The organism is Dinoroseobacter sp. PD6 (assembly GCF_028807315.1).
GTDB classification, from domain to species: Bacteria; Pseudomonadota; Alphaproteobacteria; order Rhodobacterales; family Rhodobacteraceae; genus Dinoroseobacter; species Dinoroseobacter shibae.
Genome location: NZ_JARAMN010000002.1, coordinates 312,966 through 337,988, shown reverse-complemented (window position 1 = coordinate 337,988; position 25,023 = coordinate 312,966). Strand labels below are relative to the sequence as shown.

General features: G+C 68.4%; 21 protein-coding genes. 10 read left to right on the top strand and 11 right to left on the bottom strand.

Annotation, left to right across the window (positions count from 1 at the left end; translation table 11 throughout):
• Positions 1-35 precede the first annotated feature (35 nt).
• The 9 genes from PVW48_RS04990 to PVW48_RS04950 all read left to right on the top strand — a co-directional run bounded on the left by PVW48_RS04990 (position 36) and on the right by PVW48_RS04950 (position 11,265).
• Complete coding sequence (locus PVW48_RS04990; protein WP_274580536.1) at positions 36-1,745, top strand: IlvD/Edd family dehydratase; 1,710 nt, start codon at positions 36-38, stop codon at positions 1,743-1,745.
• The gene (locus PVW48_RS04985; protein ID WP_274580535.1) at positions 1,745-2,521 is read left to right on the top strand and encodes an SDR family NAD(P)-dependent oxidoreductase; all 777 of its coding nucleotides are present in this window, start codon (positions 1,745-1,747) and stop codon (positions 2,519-2,521) included. The genes PVW48_RS04990 and PVW48_RS04985 overlap by 1 nt, the downstream gene beginning before the upstream one ends.
• A complete protein-coding gene (locus PVW48_RS04980) occupies positions 2,518-3,414 on the top strand; it encodes a 2-dehydro-3-deoxygalactonokinase (protein ID WP_274580534.1) in 897 nt (298 codons plus the stop codon). Before PVW48_RS04985 ends, PVW48_RS04980 begins: the two co-directional genes overlap by 4 nt.
• Positions 3,411-4,016 (top strand): 2-dehydro-3-deoxy-6-phosphogalactonate aldolase, encoded by a 606-nt coding sequence (locus tag PVW48_RS04975; RefSeq protein ID WP_274580533.1) that lies wholly within the window; start codon positions 3,411-3,413, stop codon positions 4,014-4,016. Before PVW48_RS04980 ends, PVW48_RS04975 begins: the two co-directional genes overlap by 4 nt.
• Positions 4,013-4,873: an SMP-30/gluconolactonase/LRE family protein gene (locus tag PVW48_RS04970; protein WP_274580532.1), complete on the top strand. Its 861-nt coding sequence runs from the start codon at positions 4,013-4,015 to the stop codon at positions 4,871-4,873. Before PVW48_RS04975 ends, PVW48_RS04970 begins: the two co-directional genes overlap by 4 nt.
• Positions 4,870-6,777, top strand: coding sequence for a beta-galactosidase (locus PVW48_RS04965; protein ID WP_274580531.1), 1,908 nt, complete (start codon positions 4,870-4,872; stop codon positions 6,775-6,777). Before PVW48_RS04970 ends, PVW48_RS04965 begins: the two co-directional genes overlap by 4 nt.
• The gene (locus PVW48_RS04960) at positions 6,774-9,545 is read left to right on the top strand and encodes a molybdopterin oxidoreductase family protein (protein WP_274580530.1); all 2,772 of its coding nucleotides are present in this window, start codon (positions 6,774-6,776) and stop codon (positions 9,543-9,545) included. Before PVW48_RS04965 ends, PVW48_RS04960 begins: the two co-directional genes overlap by 4 nt.
• 82 nt (positions 9,546-9,627) lie before the next feature.
• Positions 9,628-10,374 (top strand): 4Fe-4S dicluster domain-containing protein, encoded by a 747-nt coding sequence (locus PVW48_RS04955; protein ID WP_012177909.1) that lies wholly within the window; start codon positions 9,628-9,630, stop codon positions 10,372-10,374.
• 3 nt (positions 10,375-10,377) lie between these two features.
• Positions 10,378-11,265: a dimethyl sulfoxide reductase anchor subunit family protein gene (locus tag PVW48_RS04950; protein WP_274580529.1), complete on the top strand. Its 888-nt coding sequence runs from the start codon at positions 10,378-10,380 to the stop codon at positions 11,263-11,265.
• Here the strand turns inward: PVW48_RS04950 and xylB are convergent.
• The 5 genes from xylB to PVW48_RS04925 form a co-directional block, all read right to left on the bottom strand.
• Entirely contained in the window at positions 11,229-12,671 is a 1,443-nt protein-coding gene (gene xylB, locus PVW48_RS04945; protein WP_274580528.1) for a xylulokinase, read from the bottom strand. The genes PVW48_RS04950 and xylB overlap by 37 nt on opposite strands.
• 114 nt (positions 12,672-12,785) lie before the next feature.
• Positions 12,786-14,282, bottom strand: coding sequence for an NAD(P)(+) transhydrogenase (Re/Si-specific) subunit beta (locus PVW48_RS04940; RefSeq protein ID WP_274580527.1), 1,497 nt, complete (start codon positions 14,280-14,282; stop codon positions 12,786-12,788).
• A 12-nt stretch (positions 14,283-14,294) separates the two neighbouring features.
• Positions 14,295-15,866, bottom strand: coding sequence for a Re/Si-specific NAD(P)(+) transhydrogenase subunit alpha (locus PVW48_RS04935; protein ID WP_044027656.1), 1,572 nt, complete (start codon positions 15,864-15,866; stop codon positions 14,295-14,297).
• A gap of 178 nt (positions 15,867-16,044) precedes the next feature.
• Positions 16,045-16,521, bottom strand: coding sequence for a methyltransferase family protein (locus PVW48_RS04930; protein ID WP_274580526.1), 477 nt, complete (start codon positions 16,519-16,521; stop codon positions 16,045-16,047).
• A gap of 195 nt (positions 16,522-16,716) precedes the next feature.
• Positions 16,717-17,673 carry an MBL fold metallo-hydrolase gene (locus tag PVW48_RS04925; RefSeq protein WP_274580525.1) on the bottom strand — a complete coding sequence of 319 codons (957 nt, stop codon included), beginning with the start codon at positions 17,671-17,673 and terminating at the stop codon, positions 16,717-16,719.
• A 126-nt stretch (positions 17,674-17,799) separates the two neighbouring features.
• Here PVW48_RS04925 and kynU point away from each other — a divergent pair, with 126 nt between their 5' ends.
• Positions 17,800-18,981: a kynureninase gene (gene kynU, locus PVW48_RS04920; RefSeq protein ID WP_274580524.1), complete on the top strand. Its 1,182-nt coding sequence runs from the start codon at positions 17,800-17,802 to the stop codon at positions 18,979-18,981.
• Here the strand turns inward: kynU and PVW48_RS04915 are convergent.
• The 6 genes from PVW48_RS04915 to PVW48_RS04890 all read right to left on the bottom strand — a co-directional run bounded on the left by PVW48_RS04915 (position 18,978) and on the right by PVW48_RS04890 (position 24,957).
• Positions 18,978-19,757: a gamma-glutamyl-gamma-aminobutyrate hydrolase family protein gene (locus PVW48_RS04915; protein ID WP_012177901.1), complete on the bottom strand. Its 780-nt coding sequence runs from the start codon at positions 19,755-19,757 to the stop codon at positions 18,978-18,980. The genes kynU and PVW48_RS04915 overlap by 4 nt on opposite strands.
• Positions 19,758-19,862: 105 nt before the next feature.
• Positions 19,863-20,285: a GlcG/HbpS family heme-binding protein gene (locus tag PVW48_RS04910; RefSeq protein WP_012177900.1), complete on the bottom strand. Its 423-nt coding sequence runs from the start codon at positions 20,283-20,285 to the stop codon at positions 19,863-19,865.
• Between the two features lie 83 nt (positions 20,286-20,368).
• Complete coding sequence (locus PVW48_RS04905) at positions 20,369-22,543, bottom strand: malate synthase G (RefSeq protein ID WP_274580523.1); 2,175 nt, start codon at positions 22,541-22,543, stop codon at positions 20,369-20,371.
• A gap of 167 nt (positions 22,544-22,710) precedes the next feature.
• Positions 22,711-22,878, bottom strand: coding sequence for a DUF2256 domain-containing protein (locus tag PVW48_RS04900; protein WP_338020462.1), 168 nt, complete (start codon positions 22,876-22,878; stop codon positions 22,711-22,713).
• An 8-nt stretch (positions 22,879-22,886) separates the two neighbouring features.
• Positions 22,887-24,431 carry an FAD-binding domain-containing protein gene (locus PVW48_RS04895; protein WP_274580521.1) on the bottom strand — a complete coding sequence of 515 codons (1,545 nt, stop codon included), beginning with the start codon at positions 24,429-24,431 and terminating at the stop codon, positions 22,887-22,889.
• Between the two features lie 10 nt (positions 24,432-24,441).
• Complete coding sequence (locus PVW48_RS04890; RefSeq protein WP_274580520.1) at positions 24,442-24,957, bottom strand: hypothetical protein; 516 nt, start codon at positions 24,955-24,957, stop codon at positions 24,442-24,444.
• Positions 24,958-25,023 lie beyond the last annotated feature (66 nt).

Below are 25,023 nucleotides of genomic sequence, written 5' to 3'. Positions count from 1 at the left end.
CTTTGCCCAAATACTCAAGACGCAAGGCCCGCCCCATGACCAAAGACCGCCGCAACCGCGCCTGGTATGGCAAGCTCGACAAGGACGGGTTCATCCACCGCTCCTGGATGAAAAACCAGGGCTTCCCGGATCACGTGTTCGACGGCCGCCCGGTGATCGGGATCTGCAACACCTGGTCCGAACTGACCCCGTGCAACCACGGCCTGCGCACGCTGGCCGAAGGCGTCAAGCGCGGCGTGTGGGAGGCCGGGGGCTTCCCGGTCGAGTTCCCCGTGATGTCCCTGGGCGAGACCCAGATGAAGCCGACGGCCATGCTGTTTCGCAACCTTCTGGCCATGGATGTCGAGGAATCGATCCGCGCCTACGGCATGGACGGGGTCGTCCTGCTGGGCGGGTGTGACAAGACCACGCCGGGGCAACTCATGGGCGCGGCCTCGGTGGACCTGCCCGCCATCGTGGTCTCGGCGGGGCCGATGCTAAATGGCAAGTATCGCGGGCAGGATATCGGCTCCGGAACGGATGTGTGGAAATTCTCCGAAGCCGTGCGCGCGGGCGAGATGACGCTTGCGGATTTCATGAATGCCGAGGCCGGCATGTCCCGCTCCGCCGGGGTATGCATGACCATGGGCACGGCCTCGACCATGGCCAGCCTGGTCGAAGCGATGGGCATGTCCCTGCCCCTGAACGCCGCCCTTCCGGCGGTGGACGCCCGCCGCATGGCGCTGGCGCATCTGACGGGCAAGCGCATCGTCGAGATGGTCGAGGAAGACCTGCGCCCCAGCGCGATCCTGACCAAACCCGCCTTCGAGAACGCCATCCTCGCCAACGCTGCCGTGGGCGGGTCCACGAACGCGGTGATGCACCTGCTCGCCCTTGCGGGCCGGGCCGGTGTCGACCTGACGCTAAAGGATTTCGAGATCGGAGGCGGGATTCCCTTGCTGGTCAACTGCATGCCATCGGGCAAATACCTGATGGAGGATTTCGCCTATGCCGGGGGGATGCCCGTGGTCCTGTCGGAGTTGCGCGACCACCTGCGCCCGGCCACCACGGTGCTGGGCAAGGATATCGCCACCTATGCCGAGGGGGCAGAGTGCTTCAACCGGGACGTCATCCATGCCTATGACGCACCTGTGAAACCTGCTGCCGGGCTGCGGGTGCTCCGGGGCTCACTTGCGCCCGATGGCGCCATCGTGAAACCGTCGGCCGCCACGGACGCTCTGCTTGAGCACGAAGGCCCGGCCTTCGTCTTCGAGAACATCGAGGACATGAAGGCCAATATCGACCGCGACGACCTGCCAATCACACGCGACACGATCCTCGTGCTCAAAGGCTGCGGGCCCAAGGGGTACCCCGGCATGCCCGAGGTCGGGAACATGCCGATCCCGGCAAAGCTGGTCCGCGAGGGCGTGCGTGACATGATCCGGGTCTCGGATGCCCGCATGTCCGGCACCGCCTATGGCACGGTGATCCTCCATGTGGCACCAGAGGCGCAGGCGGGCGGGCCGCTGGCGCTGGTCAAGACCGGCGACCGCATCCGCGTCTCGGCTCGCGAGGGCGTGCTCGACCTGTTGGTGGATGCCACCGAACTGGCGGCCCGCCGCGCCGCATGGCAACCCGATCCGCCCCACTACACCCGCGGCTATGCCAAGCTCTACATCGATCACGTCTTGCAGGCGGACCGCGGGGCCGACCTGGATTTTCTGGTGGGCAAGGACACCCGCCCCGTCACACGAGAGAGCCACTGATGCCCGCGCCCCGAAACGCCACCTTCCACGACCTCGACGGCGCATCCGTCTTCGTAACCGGCGGCGGCTCCGGCATCGGTGCGGCCCTGACCGACGGCTTTCTCGCCCAGGGCGCGCAGGTCGCCTTCATCGGCCGTTCCGACGCCAGCGCCTTCGTGGCAAAGATGCGCGCGGCCCACGGACGCGCGCCGCTCTTCGTGCAAGGCGACATCACCGATACCGACGCCCTGCGCGCCGCCATCGCCCAGGCCACCGCGGCCCAAGGCCCTATCACCGCGCTGGTGAACAACGCCGCCAACGACAAGCGCCACAGCACCGCCGAAGTCACCCCGGAGTTCTGGGACCAGATGCAGGCGATCAACCTCAAGGCCTATTTCTTCGCCGCCCAGGCCGTCACCCCCGGCATGGCCGAGGCCGGCGGCGGGGCCATCGTCAACTTCAGCTCGATCAGCTACATGATGGGCAACGCAGGCTACCCCGCCTATACCGCCGCCAATGCCGGGATCACGGGGCTCACCCGCTCGCTCGCCCGCGAATTCGGCCCGGACGGGATCCGCGTCAACGCCCTCGCCCCGGGCTGGGTCCTGACCCCGAAACAACTCGATATGTGGGCCACGCCCGAGGATCTCGCCGCCCATCTCGACCGCCAGTGCCTCAAGACGCATCTCGCGCCCGAGGACATCGTGGAGGCGACCCTGTTTCTGGCCTCCGGCGCAAGCAAGATGATGACAGGGCAATGCATGGTCGTGGATGGCGGCGTAGTGGTGACGGGATGACGAACGATACCTGGATCGCGGTCGACTGGGGCACCTCGCACTTGCGGGCCTGGCGCATGGCTCAGGATCGGGTTCTGGCCGAGGCGGCGTCGGATGCGGGCATGTCCGCCCTGGGCCGGGCCGATTTCGAAGCCGCCCTCCTGGCGCTGATCGCAGGATGGCTCGACGGGCCGACGGATGTTCTGGCCTGCGGCATGGTCGGCTCGCGCCAGGGCTGGCACGAGGCCCCCTATTCCGCCGTCCCCTGCACACCGCTCGGGGCTGCCCCGGTGCGGGCGCACGCCGCCGATCCACGCCTGCGGGTCCACATCGTTCCGGGCCTGAAACAGGTCCGCCCCGCCGACGTGATGCGCGGCGAGGAAACCCAGATCGCCGGGTTTCTCGCGCGCAACCCGGGCTGGGATGGCGTGGTCTGCCTGCCGGGCACCCATACGAAATGGGCCCATGTCAGCGCGGGCGAGGTCGTCAGTTTCCAGACCTTCATGACCGGCGAGCTTTATTTCACCCTCGCGCGCCACTCGGTCCTGCGCCATTCGCTGACCGAGGCGGGCTGGGACGCCGAGGCCTTCGCCGACGGATTGAAGGACGGCATGGCCCGACCCGAACGCCTGGCTGCCCGGCTCTTCGGCCTGCGCGCCGCGGACCTGCTGGAAAACGCATCGCCCGAGGCGACCCGCGCCCGGCTCTCGGGCCTGCTGATCGGGGCGGAACTTGTGGCGGCGCGGCCCTATTGGCTGGGCCAGCAGGTGGCCCTCGTGGGCGCCGCGAAGGTGACCGGTCCCTACAAGACCGCCCTCGACCAGCAAGCCGTCCCCGTCCAGATCGTCGATGGGGCCGAGATGGTGCGCGCAGGGCTCAAGGTCGCCCATGACAGCCTGAAGGAAACCGCATGAGCCGTCCCCTGATCGCCATCCTGCGGGGCATCACGCCGCCCGAAGCCGTCCCCGTGGCCAGCCGCCTCGTCGCCGCGGGCATCGACCGGATCGAGGTGCCGCTGAACTCGCCCGATGCGCTCGACAGCATCGCGGCCCTCGCCGGTGCCTTGGGCAACCGCGCGCTGATCGGGGCGGGCACCGTGCTGCGCCGATCCGAAGTGCGCGACGTGCAGGCCGCGGGCGGGCGCATCATCGTGTCGCCCAACACCGACCCGGAGGTCATCCGCGCCACCCGCGACGCGGGCCTTCTCAGCTTTCCGGGCGTCTTCAGCCCGACGGAATGTTTCGCTGCCCTGCAGGCGGGCGCGACGGGGCTGAAGCTCTTCCCGGCCTCCGTGGGGGGCATCGGGCTGTTGAAAGCCCTGGTCCCGGTCCTGCCCGAGGACACGGAGATCTACGCCGTGGGCGGGATCGACGGCGGCGATTTCGCGACCTGGCTTGCGGCGGGGGCCAAAGGCTTCGGTCTGGGCAGTTCGCTCTATGCGCCAGGCGACACGGACGAGCAGGTCTATCTCAAGGCGCTGAGCATCGTGCGCTATTACGGAGCGGCGGTGTCGTGAGCGCGACCCTCTATGACAACCGCCCCTGCGCCCTGGGCGAAGGCCCGCTTTGGCACCCGCAGCGGCAGCAGCTCTTCTGGTTCGACATCACCGGGCAGCGGATGCTGTCGCGCGACGGCGAGACACCGTTGGAATGGCAGTTCGACGAGATGGTCTCGGCCGCAGGCTGGGTCGATCACGACACCCTCCTGATCGCGTCGGAAACCGCTCTTGTCACATTCGACCTTGCGGAGGGCGAGAGCCGCTTTGTCGCCCCGCTGGAAGCCGACCGCCCCGAGACCCGCTCCAACGATGGGCGCGCGGACCCCTGGGGCGGGTTCTGGATCGGCACCATGGGCAAATCGGCCGAGCCCGGCGCCGGTGCGATCTATCGCCTCTTCGATGGGACGCTGCGGCGGGTGGTGCGGGACGTGAGCATCTCCAACGCGCTCTGCTTCGATGCCGCCCGAAGCTGCGCCTATTATGCCGACACCCCGACGCGGCAGGTCATGGGCCTGCCCCTGGACGACGATGGCTGGCCATCGGGCCCGGCAACCGTGGCCGTCGATCTGCGCGCCGAGGGGCTGAACCCGGACGGCGCGGTGACCGATGCCGCGGGCAACCTCTGGATCGCCCAATGGGGCGCCGGGCGCGTCGCCTGCCACGCCCCCGACGGTTCCTTCCTGCGCGCCGTGGCCTGCGGCGGCCGGCACAGCTCCTGCCCGGCCTTCGGCGGCCCCGATTTCGACCGGCTCTTCATCACCACCGCCCGCGAAGGGCTCAGCGCCGAAGACATCGCCGCCGCTCCGGAAAACGGCTGCGTCTTTGCCGCCGAGGGGGTCGCACGCGGCCTGCCGGAACCCCGGGTGATCCTGTGACGCGCAAGCTGGGCGTCTGCTACTACCCCGAGCATTGGCCCGAAGACCAATGGCCGCGGGACGCCGCACGCATGAAGGACGCGGGCCTCACCCTCGTCCGGATCGGGGAGTTCGCCTGGTCCCGGCTCGAACCCTCCCCCGGCGATCTGCGGTTCGACTGGCTCGACCGTGCCATCGCCGTTCTGGCCGAGGCCCGGCTGGAGGTCGTGCTGGGCACCCCGACCGCCACACCGCCGCGCTGGATGCTCGACCGCCACCCCGATATGTTGGCCGTGGACGCCCGCGGCCAGCCGCGCAAGTTCGGCTCCCGGCGGCACTACTGCTTCAGCCATCCCGGCTACCGGGCCGAGGCCGCGCGCATCTCCCGCCTGCTGGGGGAGCGGTACGGCCGCGACCCCCGCATCGTGGCCTGGCAGATCGACAACGAATACGGCTGCCACGACACAACGCTCAGCTATTCCGACGCCGCCCGGCATGGGTTTCGCGACTGGCTCGCCCAACGTTATCAGTCCACCGAGGCGCTCAACCGCGCCTGGGGCAATGTGTTCTGGTCGATGGAATACGACCGCTTCGACCAGATCGACCTGCCGAACCTGACCGTGACCGAGCCAAACCCGGCCCATGCGCTGGCCTTCCGGCGCTACGCCTCGGACATGGTGGTGGCCTTCAACCGCGCGCAGGTCGCGGCCCTGCGCCCCCTGACGGACGCACCGCTGATCCACAACTACATGGGCCGCGTGACCGAGTTCGATCACCACGCGGTGGGCGCGGACCTCGATATCGCCAGTTGGGACAGCTACCCGATGGGCTTTTTGCTCGACCGGGTCGAAGCACCCGCCGATCACAAGGCGGCCTATCTCCGCCAGGGCGACCCGGATTTCCAGGCCTTCCACCACGACCTCTATCGCGGGGTCGGACGGGACGGCCGCTGGTGGATCATGGAACAGCAACCCGGCCCGGTGAACTGGGCGCCCTGGAACCCCGCCCCCCTGCCCGGCATGGTGCGGCTGTGGTCCCACGAAGCCTTCGCCCACGGCACCGAGGCGGTCTGCTTTTTCCGCTGGCGCCAGGCCCCCTTCGCGCAGGAGCAGATGCATGCGGGCCTTCTGCGCCCCGACGACAGCCCGGCCCGAGGGCTGGAGGAGGCCGCGGCCCTGGCCGCAGACCTCCCCCGGCTTCCCGACGTGTCACCGACCCGCGCCCCGGTGGCACTCGTGTTCGACTACCCCTCCCAATGGGCGTGGGAGGTGCAGCCCCAGGGCGCGGATTTCGACTATTTCGCCCTGTGCTTTGCGATGTATCGCGGGCTGCGCAAGCTCGGCCTCTCGGTCGACATCCTGCCCGCGGACCCGGCACGGCTGGCGGGCCATGACCTGATCCTTGTTCCCGGGCTTTTGCACCTGTCAGCCGACATGACCGCATATCTCGCAACGACCCAGGCGCAGGTGCTGGTCGGCCCGCGCGCGGGTTCCAAGACGCCGGAGATGTCCATCGCCCTGCCGCTCGGCCCCAATCTGCAAGGGCTCGACGCTACCGTGACCCATGTCGAAACCCTGCCCCCCGGCGCCGAACGCGCGCTGCAACGCGGCGGGGCCGCCGAACGCTGGATCGAGGCCGTCGAGACCCGCGCCGAGATCCTGGAGGAAACCACCGAAGGCGCCCCCGTCCTGATCCGCACCGGACGGCAACACTACCTCGCGGCCTGGCCGGACCCGGAGGCCATGGGCCGCATCCTGCGCGATCTCTGCTCGCGCGCAGGCATCCAGACCACCGACATGCCCGAAGGCGTCCGCCAACGCGTCCACGGCCACCACAAGCTGGTGGTCAATTATTCCTCCGAAATGCGGGTTTTCGAAAACGATGCCTTGCCCCCTGCGGGTCTGGTGTGGAAATTGATCCCATGAAAGACAGTGTCGCACCAGACATCCCGACCCCGCGCTTCGACGAGATGCGACAAACGACCTGCTACATGTGCGCCTGCCGCTGCGGGATCAACGTTCACCTCAAGGACGGCAAGGTCGCGTATATCGAGGGCAATCGCGCCCACCCTGTGAACAAGGGCGTCCTTTGCGCCAAGGGCTCCGCAGGCATCAAGCAGCACACCGCGCCCTCGCGCCTGCGCGCGCCGATGAAGCGCGTCGGCCCGCGCGGCTCGGGCCAGTTCGAAGAGATCACCTGGGACGAGGCCCTGCAATTGGCGGTCGACTGGCTCGCGCCCTTGCGCGAGACGGCACCCGAGAAGCTCGCCTTCTTCACCGGGCGCGACCAGTCCCAAAGCTTCACGAGCTTCTTCGCGCAGAATTTCGGGACCCCGAACTACGCCGCCCATGGCGGGTTCTGCTCCGTCAACATGGCAGCGGCCGGCATCTACACCATGGGCGGGGCCTTCTGGGAATTCGGCGCGCCGGATTGGGAGCATACCAGGATGTTCCTGCTCTTCGGCGTGGCCGAGGACCATGACAGCAACCCGATCAAGATCGGCCTCGGCAAGCTGAAGGCCCGCGGTGCCAAGGTCGTCGGCATCAATCCGATCCGCACCGGCTACAACGCGATTGCCGATGACTGGTACGGGATCACACCGGGCACGGACGGCCTCTTGATCCTGTCGCTGATCCACTGCCTGCTGCGCGCGGGCCGGATCGATCTCGACTACCTCGCGGCCTTCACCAACGCGCCGGTCCTAGTGAACGAGGATCCCGCCAGCCCCGAAAAGGGTCTTCTGCTGCGCGACGAGGCTGGCAAGCTGCTGATCCTCGACCGCGCCACGGGCAAGCCGGTGCCTTTCGACACCCAGGGTGTGCAGCCCGATCTCGCGGGCTCCTATCGCCGCGCAGGCGTATCGCACCGCCCCGTGATCCAGCACCTCGCCGAGAAATACCTGAGCGACGACTATGCGCCCGAAGCCGTGGCCGACCGCTGCGGCATCCCGGCCGCGCGCATCCGCACGCTCGCCGCCGAGCTTGCCCGGACCGCCTTCGACGAGGCCTTCGAACTCGATATCCCCTGGACCGATTTCCGCGGCAACAAACACCAGACCATGCAAGGCCGCCCGGTCTCGATGCACGCCATGCGGGGCATCTCCGCCCATGCCAACGGGTTTCAGACCGCCCGCGCGCTGCACCTGTTGCAGATCCTGCTGGGCACGGTGGAGGTCCCCGGCGGCTTCCGCTTCAAGCCCCCCTACCCCAAACCGCCCGAGGCGCATCCCAAGCCCCATTGCAAGGTCACCCCCGGCGCACCGCTCGACGGCCCGCATCTGGGCTTCGTGCACGGCCCGGACGATCTGTGCCTGACCCCTGAGGGCGCGCCTGCCCGCATCGACAAGGCGTTCTCCTGGGACAACCCCATGTCGGCCCACGGGCTGATGCACATGGTGATCTCCAACGCCCATGCAGGCGATCCCTACAAGATCGACACCCTGTTCATGTACATGGCCAACATGGCCTGGAACTCCTCCATGAACACCGCCGAGACCATGGCGATGCTCACCGCCACCGACGAGACCGGCGCCTACAAGATCCCGCGCATCATCTATGCCGATGCCTACAAATCCGAGATGGTCGCCTATGCCGACCTGATCCTGCCGGACACCACCTATCTCGAACGCTACGACTGCATCTCGCTGCTCGACCGCCCGATCTGCGAGCCGGACGCCGTGGCCGACGCGATCCGCTGGCCGGTGGTCGAGCCTGATCGCGACGTGCGCGGGTTCCAGTCGGTGCTGGTGGATCTCGGCGCACGGCTGGGTCTGCCCGGCTTCGTCGATGCCGAGGGCGCGCCGCTTTACGCCGATTACGCCGATTACATGGTCAAGCACGAACGCCGCCCCGGCGTCGGCCCGCTCTCTGGCTTTCGCGGCACCGGCGAGGCGGCGGGCCGCGGCGCGCCGAACCCGGACCAGATCCAGCGCTACATCGACAATGGCGGCTTCTGGGAGGCCGAGGTGCCCAAAGAGGCCCGCTACTACAAACCGTGGAACACCGCCTACCAGGACTGGGCGGTCGAGATGGGTTTCTTTGATGCGCCCCAGCCCTATATCTTCAACCTCTGGTCCGAACCCCTGCGCCGGTTCCAACTCGCCGCCGAGGGCCATGGCGAACGCCAACCGCCCGACCACTTGCGCGCGCAAATCCGCGAGAAGCTCTCGCCGCTCCCGATCTGGTACGAGAGCACCGATGCCCGCGCGAACGAATTCCCCCTTCACGCCCTGACCCAGCGGCCCATGGCGATGTACCACTCCTGGGGCTCGCAAAACGCCTGGCTGCGCCAGATCCACGGGGTCAACCCGCTCTACGTGCCCTCCGCGGTCTGGGAGGAACACGGGTTTTCCGACGGCGACTGGGCCACGCTCACGTCACGCCACGGGGAGATCACCATCCCCGTGGCCCTGATGGCCGCACTCAACCCGAAAACCGTCTGGACGTGGAACGCCATCGGCAAGCGCAAGGGCGCCTGGGGCCTCGACGCGGACGCGCCGGAGGCGACCAGGGGCTTCCTGCTCAACCACCTGATCTCCGAGCTTCTGCCCGCCCGCGCCGACGGGATGCGTTGGTCCAACTCCGACCCCGTGACAGGACAGGCCGCCTGGTTCGACCTGCGCGTCAACATCGCCAAGGCTCCGGCGCGCGCCGAGGCCGCGCCCAGCTTCCCCCCGATCCACGGCCCCGCATGACACATTCCCTCAAGTCCGCAAATATCCCGGGGGGTGCGGGGGGCTGGCCCCCCGTCTCCCAAAGCCAGGCCAGGAGTACGCCATGACCGCGTTGCCCAGCCATACCGAGAAAAAGCTCGGCCTTGTCATCGACCTCGACACCTGCGTCGGCTGCCACGCCTGCGTCGTCGCCTGCAAGGGCTGGAACGACCAGGCCTATGGCGCCCCGCTCAGCGATCAGGACCCCTACGGCGCCGACCCCACGGGCAGCTTTCTCAACCGCGTTCACAGCTACGAGGTCACCCCCGCCTCCGGCCCCGCGCAACTCGTGCATTTCCCGAAATCCTGCCTGCATTGCGAGGACGCGCCCTGCGTCACGGTCTGTCCCACCGGGGCCAGCTATAAACGCGCCGAGGACGGGATCGTCCTGGTGAACGAGGACGCGTGTATCGGCTGCGGCCTATGTGCCTGGGCCTGCCCTTACGGCGCCCGAGAAATGGACGCGGCCGCCGGCGTGATGAAGAAATGCACCCTCTGCGTCGACCGGATCTACAACGAGGCCCTGCCCGAAGAAGACCGCCAACCGGCCTGCGTGCGCACTTGCCCCGCAGGCGCACGCCATTTCGGCGACCTCGGCGATCCCGACAGCGAGGTCAGCCAACTCGTGGCCGCGCGCGGCGGTGTCGACCTGATGCCCGAGCAAGGCACCAAACCCGTCAACAAGTACCTGCCGCCGCGCCCGCGCGACGAGGTGCCCGAGTTCGACGTGCTCGCCCCCTATCTCGAGCCCGTCGCGACCGAGCCGCAGGGCTTTCTCGGCTGGCTCGACCGCACGCTCGATCGGATCTGACCCATGCATCCCGCCCGCTCCGTCATCCTCTTCACCTCGCTCTCCGGCATCGGCTTCGGCTTCCTGATCTGGCTTGGCCTCGGCATCCCCAAGGCGGTCGGCGGGGTCGGCGCGGTCTATTACGCGCTGGCCTTCGTCCTGACGGCGGGCGGACTGATCGCCTCGACCTTCCATCTCGGCAACCCGCAACGGGCCTGGCGCGCCTTCACCCAATGGCGGACGAGCTGGCTCAGCCGCGAGGCGGTGCTGGCGGTGCTCGCCCTCGCAATCATGGCCCTGCACGGCGCGGCGGCGGTGTTCCTCGGCTACCAACCCGCGTTTCTCGGCCTGCTCGGTGCCGCGCTCTGCCTCGCCACGGTGCTGGCCACGGCGATGATCTACACCCAGCTGAAGACCGTGCCGCGCTGGAACCAGCCGAGCACCCCGATCCTCTTTGCGCTCCTCAGCCTCGCGGGCGGGGCGCTCCTCGCTGGTCGGATGGACCCCGCGCTCTGGCTGCTGATCGCCGCCGGAGCCGTGCAGCTCTGGGCCTGGCTGCAGGGCGACAAGGCCTTCGCCGAGAACGCGACGACGCTCGCCACCGCGACACGGATCGGCGAGGAGGTTCGCGCGTTCGAGCCGCCCCATACGGGCGGCAACTACCTGATGCGCGAGATGGTCTTTCAGGTCGGGCGCAAGCACGCGCTCAAACTGCGGGCCATCGCCTTTGCGCTGATGATCGCGCTGCCGGTGCTCATCATCCTGGTGAACGACAAGCACCTCATGGTGAGCATCGCGGTCCTGCTGCATTTCGCGGGGGTACTGGTCGCCCGCTGGCTCTTCTTCGCCGAGGCCGAGCATGTGGTCGGGCTCTACTACGGGCGTCCGCAGACGCCCCTGAGCGCGGAGTAAAGCGCCCGGTACCGCGCCAGCCGCGCGCCGTGACGCGCGGAGGGACGCGGCTGGAACACCGCCCCGATCTCCGGCGGGTCGGCCAGCCGCGCCGCAGGCATCGCCCCGCTGCCCACCGCCGCCAGCTTCGCCGCACCGAGCGCCGGGCCCAGATCCGCGCTGGCCGGGCGCTGCACCGGCAGCTCCAGCACATCCGCCAGCGTCTGCAGCACCAGGTCGCTGCGCGCCCCGCCGCCGATGGCCAGGGGCGACGCGGCCCGCACCCCGGCCTCGCCCAGAACCGCCTGCGCGTCAGCAAAGCTGTAGGCGATCGCGTCGACCACGGCACGCATCATCTCGCCCGGGCCGGAGCCATGGCTCAGCCCCTCGAACCCCGCCCGCGCCTTCGGGTCGCCATGGGGCGTCCGCTCGCCGGTCAGGTAAGGCAGAAAGAGCGGCACATGCGCCGGGTCGGCCATCTCCGCCGCTGCGAGGAGGTCCGGCACGGACCGACCGAGCACCCCCGCCAACCACGCCATGGGCGCGGCCCCGTTCAGCATCGCCGCCATCTGGATGTAAGCGCCCGGCACACAATGCGCAAAGCTGTGAACCAGCCCGGCGGGGTTGGGCCGATGCGCCTCGGACGCCACCAAGTACTGCCCCGAGGTCCCAAGCGAGATCATCGCCTGTCCCGGGGCCACCACCCCGATCCCTGCCGCCCCGACCATGGCATCGCCGCCCCCCCGGATCACCGGCACCCCGGGCTTGAGACCCAGGGCGGCCGCCGCCGCCGCGCTCAGCGGCCCGGCGAGGTCCGTCCCGGCCCCGAGCGCGGGCATCTGCGCGCGCTCCAGGCCGCTGAATGCCAGGGCTTCCCGGTCCCAGTCCCGCGCCGCCTGGTCGAGCCAGAGCGTGCCCGCTGCCTCGGAATACTCCGTCACCGCCCGCCCGTGCAGCCGCATGCCCACCCAGTCCTTGGCCTGCATCACCATCGTCGTGGCGGCATGCAGCTCCGGCTCGGCACGGGCGAGCCACGCCAGCTTGGGCGCGGGAAAGCCCGGCATGGGCGGCACACCGACCCGCGCGGCCAGCCCCGGCAGCGCGGCCATTTCCGCCGCCTCCCGCACCGCCCGATTGTCGTTCCACAGGATCGCCGGGCGCAGCACCGCGCCATCGGGCCCGAGGCACACCGCCCCGTGCATCTGTCCCGACAGCCCGATGGCCGACACCTCCGCCCAGCCGGGCTGCGCGGACAACTCGGCGCAGACCGCCAGGATCCCGTGCCACCACGCCTCGGGGTCCTGCTCGCTCGCGCCCGGCACCGGCACCTGCACCTTCAGCGGCGCCGAGGCAGCCCCCAGCACCCGCGCCCCGTCCCACACAAGCCCCTTGACCGCCGATGTTCCGATATCCAGCCCAAGAAACATCTTACCCCGCCCCCATCTGCCTGCATTGCGCGATGGGGTACGAAAGCCAGCCGCGCCCTGCAACGCAAAAGGCCCGCACGGGGCGGGCCTTTCGGTGGTCTCTGTCCGCCTGGATCAGTCGATCAGCGGAAGCAGCTTGTCGAAGCTCGCCTTCGCATCGCCGTAGAACATCCGGGTGTTGTCCTTGTAGAACAGCGGATTCTCGATCCCCGAATACCCGGTGCCCTGCCCGCGCTTGGACACGAACACCTGCTTGGCCTTCCAGCACTCCAGAACCGGCATCCCCGCAATGGGGCTGTTGGGGTCCTCTTGTGCCGCCGGATTCACGATGTCGTTCGACCCGATCACGATGGCCACGTCCGTGTCCGGGAAGTCCTCGTTGATCTCGTCCATCTCCAGCACGATATCATAAGGCACCTTCGCCTCGGCCAGCAGCACGTTCATGTGCCCCGGCAGACGCCCGGCGACCGGGTGGATGGCAAACCGCACATCCTTGCCCTTGGCGCGCAGCTTGCGGGTCAGCTCCGCGACCGTCTGCTGGGCCTGTGCGACGGCCATGCCGTAGCCCGGGATGATGATGATGCTGTCGGCCTCGTTCAGCGCCGTGGCCACACCGTCGGCATCGATGGCAATCTGCTCGCCCTCGACCGCCATCTGCGGGCCCGAGGAACCGCCGAAACCGCCGAGGATCACGCTGATAAAGGCCCGGTTCATGGCCTTGCACATGATGTAGGACAGGATCGCACCCGACGAGCCCACCAGCGCACCGACCACGATCAACAGGTCGTTGCCGAGGCTGAAGCCGATCGCCGCCGCCGCCCAGCCGGAATAGCTGTTCAGCATCGAGACCACCACGGGCATGTCCGCCCCGCCGATCCCCATGATCAGGTGATAGCCGATGAACAGCGCCAGCAGCGTCAGCAGAACCAACGTCCAGCTGCCCGCACCGCCCAGGTACATCCCCGCCAGCACGACCGACCCCACGGCCGCCGCCGCGTTCAGCATGTGCCCGCCGGGCAGCTGCTTGGCCGCCGTGTTCACCTTGCCCGCCAGCTTGCCATAGGCGATGACCGACCCGGTGAAGGTCACGGCACCGATCCAGATGCCGAGCACCAGCTCGACCCGCAGGATGCCGATTTCCACGCCCGTTTTCTTGGCGATGAGCTGCCCGAAGGAGGACAGACCGTCATAGATCTCCACGGAAAGGCCGATGGGGGTGTAGCCATCCGGCCCGACAGCCCCCAGAACCTGGCCCGCCTCGGTGTAGAGCGCCGCGATGTCGTTGATCATCAGGTCGGCGTTGAAGCCCACGAAGACCGCCGCGAGACCCACGAGCGAGTGCATGATCGCCACGAGCTCGGGCATCTGGGTCATCTGCACCTTGGTGGCCAGCTGGTAGCCCACCGCAGCGCCGAGCGCGATCAGCACGATGGACGCGCCCGCAAGCCCCTGTCCCGGCCCGATGATGGTCGCCACGACCGCGATGGCCATGCCGACAATGCCGTACCACACCGCGCGTTTCGCGCTTTCCTGACCGCTCAGGCCCCCGAGCGACAGGATGAAGAGAACTGCTGCAACCGCGTAGGCTGCAATCGTAAATCCGAATTCCATAGTCCGGGCTCCTTAGGATTTCTGGAACATGGCGAGCATGCGCCGTGTCACGAGGAAGCCGCCGAAGATATTCACCGAGGCCATGAAGATGCCCGCCGCGGCGAGCACGGTGATCAGCAGCGAGCTGGACCCGATCTGGATGAGCGCGCCGAGAATGATGATCGACGAAATTGCGTTGGTCACCGCCATAAGGGGCGTGTGCAGCGAATGCGCCACGTTCCAGATCACCTGGAAGCCGATGAAGACCGACAGGATGAAGACGATGAAATGCTGCATGAAGCTTGCCGGCGCGATCAGCCCGACACTCAGCACCAGCGCCGCGCCGACGCCCAGCAGGATCACCTGCTGCTTGGTCTGCGCCTTGAAGGCCGCGACCTCTTCGGCGCGGATCTCTTCGGGGGTCTTTTCCTTGACCTTTTCCTTCGGCTTGGCCGCGATGGCCGCCACCTTGGGCGGCGGCGGCGGGAAGGTGATCTCGCCCGCATGGGTGATCGTCGCCCCGCGGATCACGTCGTCCTCCATGTTGTGATTGGTCTGACCGTCCTTCTCGGGGGTCAGATCCGTCATCAGATGGCGGATGTTCGTGGCATAAAGCGTCGAGGATTGCGCGGCCATCCGGCTCGGGAAGTCGGTATAGCCGATGATGGTCACGCCGTTATCGGTGACGATCTTCTCGTCCTTGACGGTCAGCTTGCAGTTGCCGCCGCGCTCGGCGGCGAGATCCACGATGACCGAGCCGGGCTTCATCGCCTCGACCATGTCCTTGGTCCACAGCTCCGGCGCCTCGCGGTTCGGGATCAGCGCGGTGGTGATCACGATATCCATGTCCGGCGCAAGCTCGCGGAACTTGGCGAGCTGTGCCGCCGCGAATTCCGGGCTGGAGACGGAGGCATAGCCGCCCGTGGCGGCCCCGTCCTGCTGCTCTTCCTCGAAATCGAGGAAGACGAACTCCGCCCCCATCGATTCGACCTGCTCGGCCACTTCGGGCCGCACGTCGAAGGCGTAGGTGATCGCACCGAGGGACGTCGAAGTCCCGATCGCAGCCAGACCCGCGACACCGGCACCGACGACCAGCACCTTGGCCGGGGGCACCTTGCCGGCGGCGGTGATCTGGCCCGTGAAGAACCGTCCGAAATTGTTGCCCGCCTCGATCACGGCCCGGTAGCCCGCGATGTTCGCCATCGACGACAGCGCATCCATCTTCTGCGCGCGCGAGATCCGCGGCACCATGTCCATGGCGATGACCGATGCGCCCTTGTCCTTGGCCAGCTCCATCAGCGCCTCATTGGCCGCCGGATAGAAGAAGCTGATCAGCAACTGCCCCTTGCGCAGACGCTTGGCCTCGGCCTCCGAGGGCGGGCGCACCTTGGCAACGATGTCCACCTCCTTGAACAAGGCCGCCCCGGTCTTGGCGATGGTCACGCCCTGGGCGGTGTACGCCTCGTCCGAGAACCCGGCCGCCGCACCGGCGCCGGTCTCGATCACACATTCGTATCCAAGCTTCTGCAGCTGAACCGCAGAGTCCGGCGTCATCGCAACGCGGTTCTCGCCAGGGAAGATTTCTTTCGGTGCCCCGATCTTCACGTAATATCCTTTCCCCTTATCAGCCCAGCCGGGCCCAGTGTTCAAACCGCCTCTTAACAGACGGATTTATGCGGCCGCAACAGGGTGATAGCGCCACCATCCAAAGACGCCCCCCTATGCATCACCCATGGCTTCCCTAGCGGCAGGTGCATACGCCGGTATACATACCCATCCCCGGTCACAGCCACCGACGGGTGCGGGCGCAATAGGCCTCGAAGGCCGGACCGAAGGTCTCCAGCGCCCGCTGCTCCTCGGCCCGCACGAAACGGCGTTCCAGCACCAGCACCAGAACCGCCGCCAGCGGCAGCGACAGCCACGCCTCCCAACGCAGCAGCAGCCCCGTCAGGATCAGCACATCCGCCAGGTAGATCGGATTGCGCGTCCGGCTGAAAATGCCCTCGGTGATCAGGGTATCGGGGGTCAGGTGGGGCACTATCGTGGTGGAATGCTTGCGGAATTCCAGCACCGCAAGCAGGATCAGCAGGATACCGCCCCCTACCAGAAGACCGCCCAGAAGATCCGTGATCGGCCCGCCTGGCGGCCCGACCGGGACGAACCGCGCCTGCGCCCAGCCCAGCAGAACGCAAATCAGCAGCCACAGCGGCGGGATGTCCAGCGCCTGTTCCAGACTGAGTTCCTTCAACCGCTCAAGCATGGCCGCTCCCTCATGTGCCCCTGCCGCGGTGATAGCAGACCCGCCCAAGGATACCAGAGGGCCGCGCCGCCGGAATTGATGCAGCCATCCGCGCCCCTGCACCCCGCGTGCTGCGTCAAGATGCGCGCAGCCAAGGCCGATGCGTCACGCCGCACCCCGCCCTCAAGGGCCCCCGCAGCCCGGCCCGGCGCGCGGCTATTCCCACTCCATCTCCTCGAAGACCCGGCCCGCGTTCCGCGTCGCCAGTTCCTCGAACGTGTCGAGATGGGCATAGGGCGTCTGGTCCACGTAATAGGCCCCCGCCAGGTCCCCGCCCGCATCCAGATGCGCCCGGATCTGCCCGCGCAGGTAGACGAGGTAGTCATGGGTATACCGCCGCACCTGCGCCATGTTGGTCGGATGCCCATGCCCCGGGATGACATACGTGGCGCCCAGCGGCTCGAAGGCCGTCTTCCAGGTCTCGATCCAGTCTGCCGTCACGGTGTCGCCGAAAATCGGCGGCATCCGCTCGTGAAACGCGATGTCGCCCGCGATCACGATCTCCCAGTCGGGCAGCCAGACCTGCACGTCGCCCGGACTATGCGCCGGCCCGAGATGCAGCACCTCGATCCGCACCCCGCCCAGCTCGATCACCTCGCGCTCCTCGAACGTCCTGTCCGGGCTGACCAGGCGCGTGCCCTCCGCCCGGTCGCGGTTATAGCGGATCATTCCCTCCAGGATCTGCGCGCCGTATTCCTCGAACTCGGCGGCGGCGTCCGCATGGGCCAGGATCTCCACCCCCTCGTCTCGCCAGTAGGAATTGCCGAGCATCGCGTGCCCCTGCCCGTTCTCGTTGATCACCAGCAAGACGGGCTGATCGGTGATCCCCCTGATCTCCGCGTGCAGCGCCTCGGCCAGTTCCGCCGAAGCCCCGCCATTGACCACCACAACCCCCTCATCGGTGACGATGAAACTCAGATTGTTGTTATGGCCTGCATTCTCATAGGTCGGCGGTGCCGTCGCCCCGATCGCGGACCAGACATGGGGGATCACCTCGACCGGCTTGGAATAGAGCGGGCTCTGGGGGTACTGGTCGGGAATATCCTCGCTCGCAAGCGCCGGAAACGCGACCAACGCCGTGGCACAGGCCAGCAGCAGGGGCAATTTGGGCATGATGTCTCCTCCTCCCGAAAAACATTCCATTTTGTGAATATCAAGTCCAGCGCCAATTCGCACAGCTGCGCCCCGGTTGCATTTGCCGCCCCATCGCGCCACAGCCCCCTGCAGGAGGACACACCCATGCTGCGACGCGACGCATTCGATCTGCCCGAGGGCGTGATCTATCTCGACGGCAACTCGCTCGGCCCCCTGCCGCGCGGGGCCAAGGCCGCCGTGGCGCGCGCGATGCAGGCGGAATGGGGCGCGATGCTGATCCGCGGCTGGAACGAGGCGGGCTGGATGGATCAGCCCGACCGGCTCGGCGACCGGATCGCGCCACTGATCGGCGCGGCGCCCGGCACGGTGACCGTGGGCGAAACGCTGTCCATCCGCGTGTTTCAGGGCCTGGCCGCCGCGCTCTCTTTGCGGCCCGGGCGCAAGGTGATCCTGACCGAGGCCGGGAACTTCCCCTCCGATCTCTACATGGCCCAGGGCCTGATCGACGCGCTCGGCCAAGGTCACGTTCTGCGCGCCCTGCCCGCAACCGAGATCCCCGCCGCCCTGACCGACGAGGTGGCGGTGCTGATGCTGACCGAGGTCGATTACCGCAGCGGCGCGCGCCACGACATGGCCGCGCTTACCGCCCAGGCCCACGGGGTCGGCGCGCTGACCCTGTGGGATCTCGCCCATTCCGCCGGTGCCCTGCCCGTGGCGCTGACACGCTGCAACGCGGATTTCGCCGCGGGCTGCACCTACAAGTACCTCAATGGCGGGCCCGGGGCGCCCGCGTTCTTCTACGCCCGCCCCGATCATTCTGAAATCACCCGCCCGATCCTCGCAGGCTGGCTCGGCCACGCCGCGCCCTTCGACTTCGCGCCGGACTATGCCCCCGGCCCCGGACGCGCCCGGTTCCGCATCGGCACCCCGCCGGTTCTGCAAATGGCCGCGCTCGACGCCGCGCTCGACATCTTCGACGGGGTGGACATCGCGGCCCTGCATGCCCGCGCCATTGCCCTGGCCGACCGGCTGGCCACGGGGTTCGAGGCCGTCTGCCCCGATCTGCGCCGCCTCACCCCGATGGACCCCGCGCGGCGCGGCAGCCAGATCGCCTTCGCCCACCCGAACGGCTACGCCATGGTGCAGGCGCTGATCGCCCAAGGGGTTATCGGGGATTTTCGCGCGCCGGACATCCTGCGCTTCGGCCTCACGCCGCTCTACCTGGATGCGGGCGACATCGACACGGCCATCGAGCGCTTCCCACAGGTGATCGAGGGGCGGCTCTGGGACGATCCCGCCTACCGCAGCCGCAACAAGGTGACCTAGGCGGACCGTGCCACCGCCACCGGGCGGCGCCCATCGGCCCAGGCCCGCACCGCTTCGCCAAATGCCGTGAAGAGCGGCCGCGACACCGGGTCCCGATCCGCGTTCCACTCCGGATGCCACTGCACCGACAGGGTGAAGCCCGGCGCATCAGCGATGTAGATCGCCTCCGGTGTGCCGTCCTCCGCATGCCCGTCGATGACCACCCGCGTGCCGGGGTCCATGATCCCCTGGCCGTGCAGGGTGTTGGTGCGCACCTGCGTGGCGCCGAACACCCGCGCGAACGGCCCGCCAGGCGACACCGTCACCGTCTGGCGGATCTCGAACTTCTCTTCCAGCGTGCCCTCCGGCGGCATCCGGTGATTGATCCGTCCCGGCAATTCGCGGATCTCCGGATGCAACGTGCCGCCCATGGCCACGTTGACCTCCTGAAATCCCCGGCAAATGCCGAGAAACGGCTGGCCCCGCTCGACACAGGCCCGCACCAGCGGCAGCGTGATCCGGTCACGGTCACGGTCGAAATCGCCATGCTTGTCGGTGGGTTGATGCCCGTATTCCTCGGGATGCACATTGGCCCGCGCCCCGGTCAGCACGAAACCGTCGCAGACCTCCAGAAGCTCGTCCACGCTCACCAGCGTCGGGTCCGTGGGCACGATGAACGGGATCGCGCCCGCCACCTTGCTGACCGCGCAGGAGTTCATCGAGCCCCCGGCATGGGCCGGATACTCGTCATTGATCAGGTAGGAGTTGCCAATAATTCCGACGACCGGACGCGACATTTGGATCCTGCGAGAAACATGTACCTGCCCCGCATATATGACAGATGCGTGACCGGGTCGAGGGACAGGCGCGCACAACCGGGCCGAGCGCACCGCACAGCCCGTTCAGGCGTCGGCAAAGAGCCCCGCCGCCTCGATCCCCGCGACGGCCGCCTCGGCATCGTTCTCCGAGGTGTCGCCGGTCACGCCCACGGCGCCGATCACCTCGCCCTTGCGGTTCTTCACGAGGACCCCGCCCGGCACCGGCACGACCTTGCCGCCGAACGCGCCGTTCATCGCCCCCATGAAATAGGCCTGGTTTTCCGCCCGCGCCATCTGCGCCGAGCCCGGCAGGCCCAGCATGACCGCGCCATAAGCCTTGCCGCGCGCGATCTCGAACCGACCGGGGCTGGCACCATCCTCCCGCTCGAAGGCGATCGGGTGGCCGCCCGCGTCCAGAACGACGACACTGAGGGGCTTGAGCTCCATCTCCTTGCCCTTGGCCAGGGCGCTCTTGATGATGGTGCGGGCTTTGCGAATGCTGATCATGGTCTGTTTGTTCCTGCTGAGGCGCGGCGCGCGCAAAATGGGCGCAGGCCCGAAGGCCTGCGTCTGGGTCGAAGGGCGGTCTGTCAGGCCCTGAGCGCCTCGGGCGCGACCAGCGCGGCCTTCAGCTCCAGCCGCCGCGCATGCAGCACCGGCTCGGTATAGCCCGAAGGCTGCTCCCGCCCGGCGAACACCAGGTCGCAGGCCGCCGCAAACGCGATCCCGTCGAAGCCGGGCGCCATGGGCCGGTAAGCCGGATCGCCCGCGTTCTGCTGATCGACCACCGCGGCCATCTTGCGCAGCGCCCCCATCACCTGCTCTTCCGAGACGATCCCGTGATGCAGCCAGTTGGCCAGCGCCTGCGAACTGATCCGGCAGGTCGCCCGGTCCTCCATCAGTCCCACATCATGGATATCCGGCACCTTGGAGCAGCCCACCCCCTGGTCGATCCACCGCACAACATAGCCGAGAATGCCCTGCGCGTTGTTCTCGACCTCCGCCGCAATCTCCGCCGCGCTCAGGCTGCGGCCTTCGAGCAAGGGAATGGTCAGCAAGTCCTCCAGCGTCCCGCGCGCCCCGCCCGCGGCAATCTCGTCCTGCCGCGCGAACACATCCACCTTGTGGTAATGGGTCGCGTGCAGCGTGGCCGCGGTCGGCGACGGCACCCAGGCACAGTTCGCCCCCGACATCGGGTGCCCGATCTTGGCCTCCAGCATATCCGCCATCAAATCCGGCATCGCCCACATGCCCTTGCCGATCTGCGCCCGACCCTTGAGCCCGCAGGCCAGACCGATATCCACGTTGCGATCCTCGTAGGCCGCGATCCAGGCCGTGCCCTTCATCTCGCCCTTGGGCAGGACCGGCCCCGCCTCCATCGAAGTGTGGATCTCGTCGCCCGTGCGGTCGAGGAAGCCCGTGTTGATGAACGCCACCCGCGACCGGGCCGCATGGATGCAGGCCTTGAGGTTCGCGCTCGTGCGCCGCTCCTCGTCCATGATCCCGATCTTGACCGTGTTCGCCGGCAGCCCCAGCGCCGCCTCCACCCGGGTGAAGATCCGGTCGGTGAAGGCGACCTCTTCGGGCCCGTGCATCTTCGGCTTGACCACATAGACCGACCCGTGGACCGAGTTGCCCCCCGCACGGCCCAGATCGTGCATGGCGATCAGCGTGGTGACCATGGCATCCATCAGCCCCTCGCCGATCTCCGCCCCGTCGCGATCCAGGATCGCCGGGTTGGTCATCAGGTGCCCGACATTGCGCACCAGCATCAGCGCCCGCCCCTTCAGCACCAGCCGGTCGCCATTGGGCGCGGTCGCCACCACGTCCCGGGCCAGCGCCCGGGTGAAGCTCTTGCCGCCCTTGGTCACCTCTTGCGACAAGTCGCCCTTCATCAGGCCCAGCCAGTTGCCATAAGCCAGCACCTTGTCCTCGGCATCCACCGCCGCGACACTGTCCTCGCAATCCATGATGGCCGAGATCGCCGCCTCGATGATGACGTCGGAAATCCCCGCCGGATCCGCCGCGCCGATATGGCTCGTGGGGTCGATCATCACCCGCAGATGCAGCCCGTTCTTGCGCAGCAGCACCGAGGTCACATCGCCCGCAGGCCCCGTGGTGTAGCCTGCGAATTGCGCCGGATCGACCAGCGGGCGCAGATCGCCCGCCACCAGTTCCAGCGCCCCATCGGCCACGTCGATCCGCGTGACATCCGCCCAGGACACGCCCGCAATCGGGGCCGCATGGTCCAGGTGATCCCGCGCCCAGGCCATCACCCGCGCCCCGCGCTCGGGATCGTACCCCTTGCCCGACGGCAGATCGCCCAGGGCATCCGTGCCGTAAAGCGCGTCATAGAGCGACCCCCACCGCGCATTCGCCGCGTTCAGGGCATAGCGCGCATTGGTGATCGGCACGACAAGCTGCGGGCCGGGAATGGTCGCGATCTCCGGATCCACGTTGGCGGTGTCGATCTCGAAATCCTCGGGCTCCGGCACAAGGTAGCCGATTTCGCGCAAGAACGCCGCATAGGCCGCCGCGTCATGGGGCTGGCCCTTGCGCGCGACATGCCAGGCATCGATCTTGCGCTGCAACTCCGCGCGCTTGGCCAGCAGCGCCCGGTTGGTCGGCCCTTCCTCATGGACCAGCGCCGACAACCCCTCCCAGAACGCCGCCGCGGTCACACCCGTGCCCGGCAGCGCCTGCGTTTCGAGGAACTCCACAAGCTCGGGGGCCACCTGCAGACCTGCGCGCTCTACCCGTTTCATACCGTCACTCCTTCGTCGGGGCCGACCGCACCCGGGCGCGGCCTGTATTCTGTCGTATGCGATGGTGGACGAATTAGGGAAAAAGTTTCCGATAGGCAACAAGACTTCGCAAAATTGGTCGGGAAAAAGGACCATGACCCGGCAAACTGCGCCCACGCGCAACTTTGTTACGGTTTGGACTGTGCCTTGCCTGAAACCGGGGCGGCCCCGGCGCGGCGGCAGCGGTCGGAGCAATATTTCACGGCCTCCCAATGCCGCGCCCATTTCTTGCGCCAGGCGAAGGGCAAACCGCAAGAAACACACGTCTTGGTCGGCAGGTCGGATTTCTTGCGCATCCGCCCCATCACAGGTCGAGGCTCATCTGCCCCGGCGGGGCCTTCGGCGCCCGGCGGCGGGTCTTGCGCGGGGCGCGGTCATTGACGAACCGCCCCTGCGCGTCCTTCCGGCTGGCGTGCTTTTCGACCACCCGGGCGGCCTCGCTGCGAAACGCCTCTCCGCGCCGCACGGCCCAGACCTTGTCGCGGGCCGCCGCCGCCGCGGCCTTGGGCTCCACGATCGGCGCGGGATAGGCGCGGTCCAGAACCGTGCCCGCCCCCTCCCAGCGCCACGGCTCCTGCAGGTAGCGGTCCGGCACTCCCGCAAGTTCCGGCAGCCAGCGGCGGGTGAACACGCCCTCGGGGTCGTTGTCATGCCCCTGCTTGACCGGGTTGTAGATCCGCACCGTGTTCATCCCCGTGGTCCCCGACTGCATCTGCACCTGCGGCCAGTGAATACCGGGTTCAAAATCGGTGAAATACCGCCCCAGGATCGTGCCGGAGGCGCGCCAATCCAGCCACAGGTGATAGGACGCCACCGCCACAAGCATCGCACGCGCCCGGAAATTCAGCCACCCCGTGGCGATCAGCGACCGCATGCAGGCATCGACGAAGGGCAATCCCGTCTCCCCCTTGGCCCAGGCCGCCAGACGCACCGGGTCCGGCACCGCGGGCCGCAACCCCTCATAAGCCGAATGGAGGCACGCATGCTCCAGCCGCGGCGCATCCTCCAGCTTCTGCATGAAGTGATCGCGCCAGGCGAGCCGCGCCTCGAAGCTCTTCATCGCCCCGATCCAGCCGTCCCGCGTGCCCTTCACCTCGGCCATGCGCACCGCCGCCGCCTGCACCGCCTCCCGCCCCGACAGGGTGCCGAGCGCCAGGTGCGGCGACAGGCGCGAGCACGCTTCCGCCCCGTCCAGCGGATTGGCCATCGCCGCGCGGTAGGTCCGGCCCCGCTCGGTCAGAAACCCGCCCATCAGGGACAAGGCCTCATCCCGCCCGCCGCGCTGCCGCCCCGGGCAGGGATCGTCGGCAAGGCCCAGCGCCGCCGCATCGGGCAAGGCCCCGCCCCCGCCATCGACACCGCGCAGCACGGGCACCGCCACCTGCGGCTGTGCCATGAACCGGTCCCGCGTGCGCGCCCAGCCGTCCCGCCCGTTCAGCCGCCGCACGACCCCGGATTGCGCCAACTCCTCCCAGGCCACGCCCTGCGTGCGCGCCCAATCGGCCACTGCCCGGTCGCGAGCATAGGTCCAGCCATTGCCGGTCTCCTCATGGCTGATCATCCGGGTGATCCCGTGCGCGGCGCGCAGCCGCTCCAGCACCGCGACCGCCTCTCCGGTCTCGATCCGCAAGGGCGCGCCCAGCGCCGCAAGCTCCCGCGACAGGTCCGCCACACATTCCCGGGTGAACGCCCACTGCCGCGCCGAGACGTCCCGAAGCTGCCAATACTCCGGCTCCACGATGTAAACCGGCAGGACAGGCCCAAGTGCGGCCGCCCGCGCCAGCGCCGGGTGATCGGCCACGCGCAGGTCGCGCTTGAACCAGACAAGGATGGGGGCGGGATCGGTCACCGGCAAAAACCTAGCCTGCCGCGACGGCGGTCAAGGGTCGCGCCGTGGCGCGCGGGGCGAAGGCCTGCGCCAGCCGCACCGCCGCCCGCGCCCGCCCCGCATCCGACCCCGCCGCCCGCCGGGCCGCATCCAGTGCGCGCAAGAGCGGCGCAGGCTCCACCTCCGCCCCGGCCAGAACTGCGCGCACCTCGGCGCTCAGCCGCCCGTCCACCGCCACGCCCAGCGCGCGCTGCAACACCCCGTTCGCCGCCGCAGGCCCCAACTCCGCACAGGTATCGCGCAGCAGGAAATCGACGCCCGCGTTCCGCGCCACCCCGCCCAGCTTGCCGGAATATCGCCAGACGCTGCGCGCCAGCATCCCCTCCAGGGCGACAAACTCCCCCGCCGCCGCCAGCGCCTGCGCCCGCCCGCGCAACTCCGGTGTCAGCCAGGGCGCAGCGGTCCCCGCCACGCAGATTCGCCCCGCCCGATCCCGCGCGAAGGCGAGATTGACCAGATGCAACGCCATGATCTCTTGCAGTGTCATGCCCGTCCCGACTCGCGTGTTCGCCCTATGTTCTCACCTGCCCCGCGCGCACTCAAGCCCCCTCTG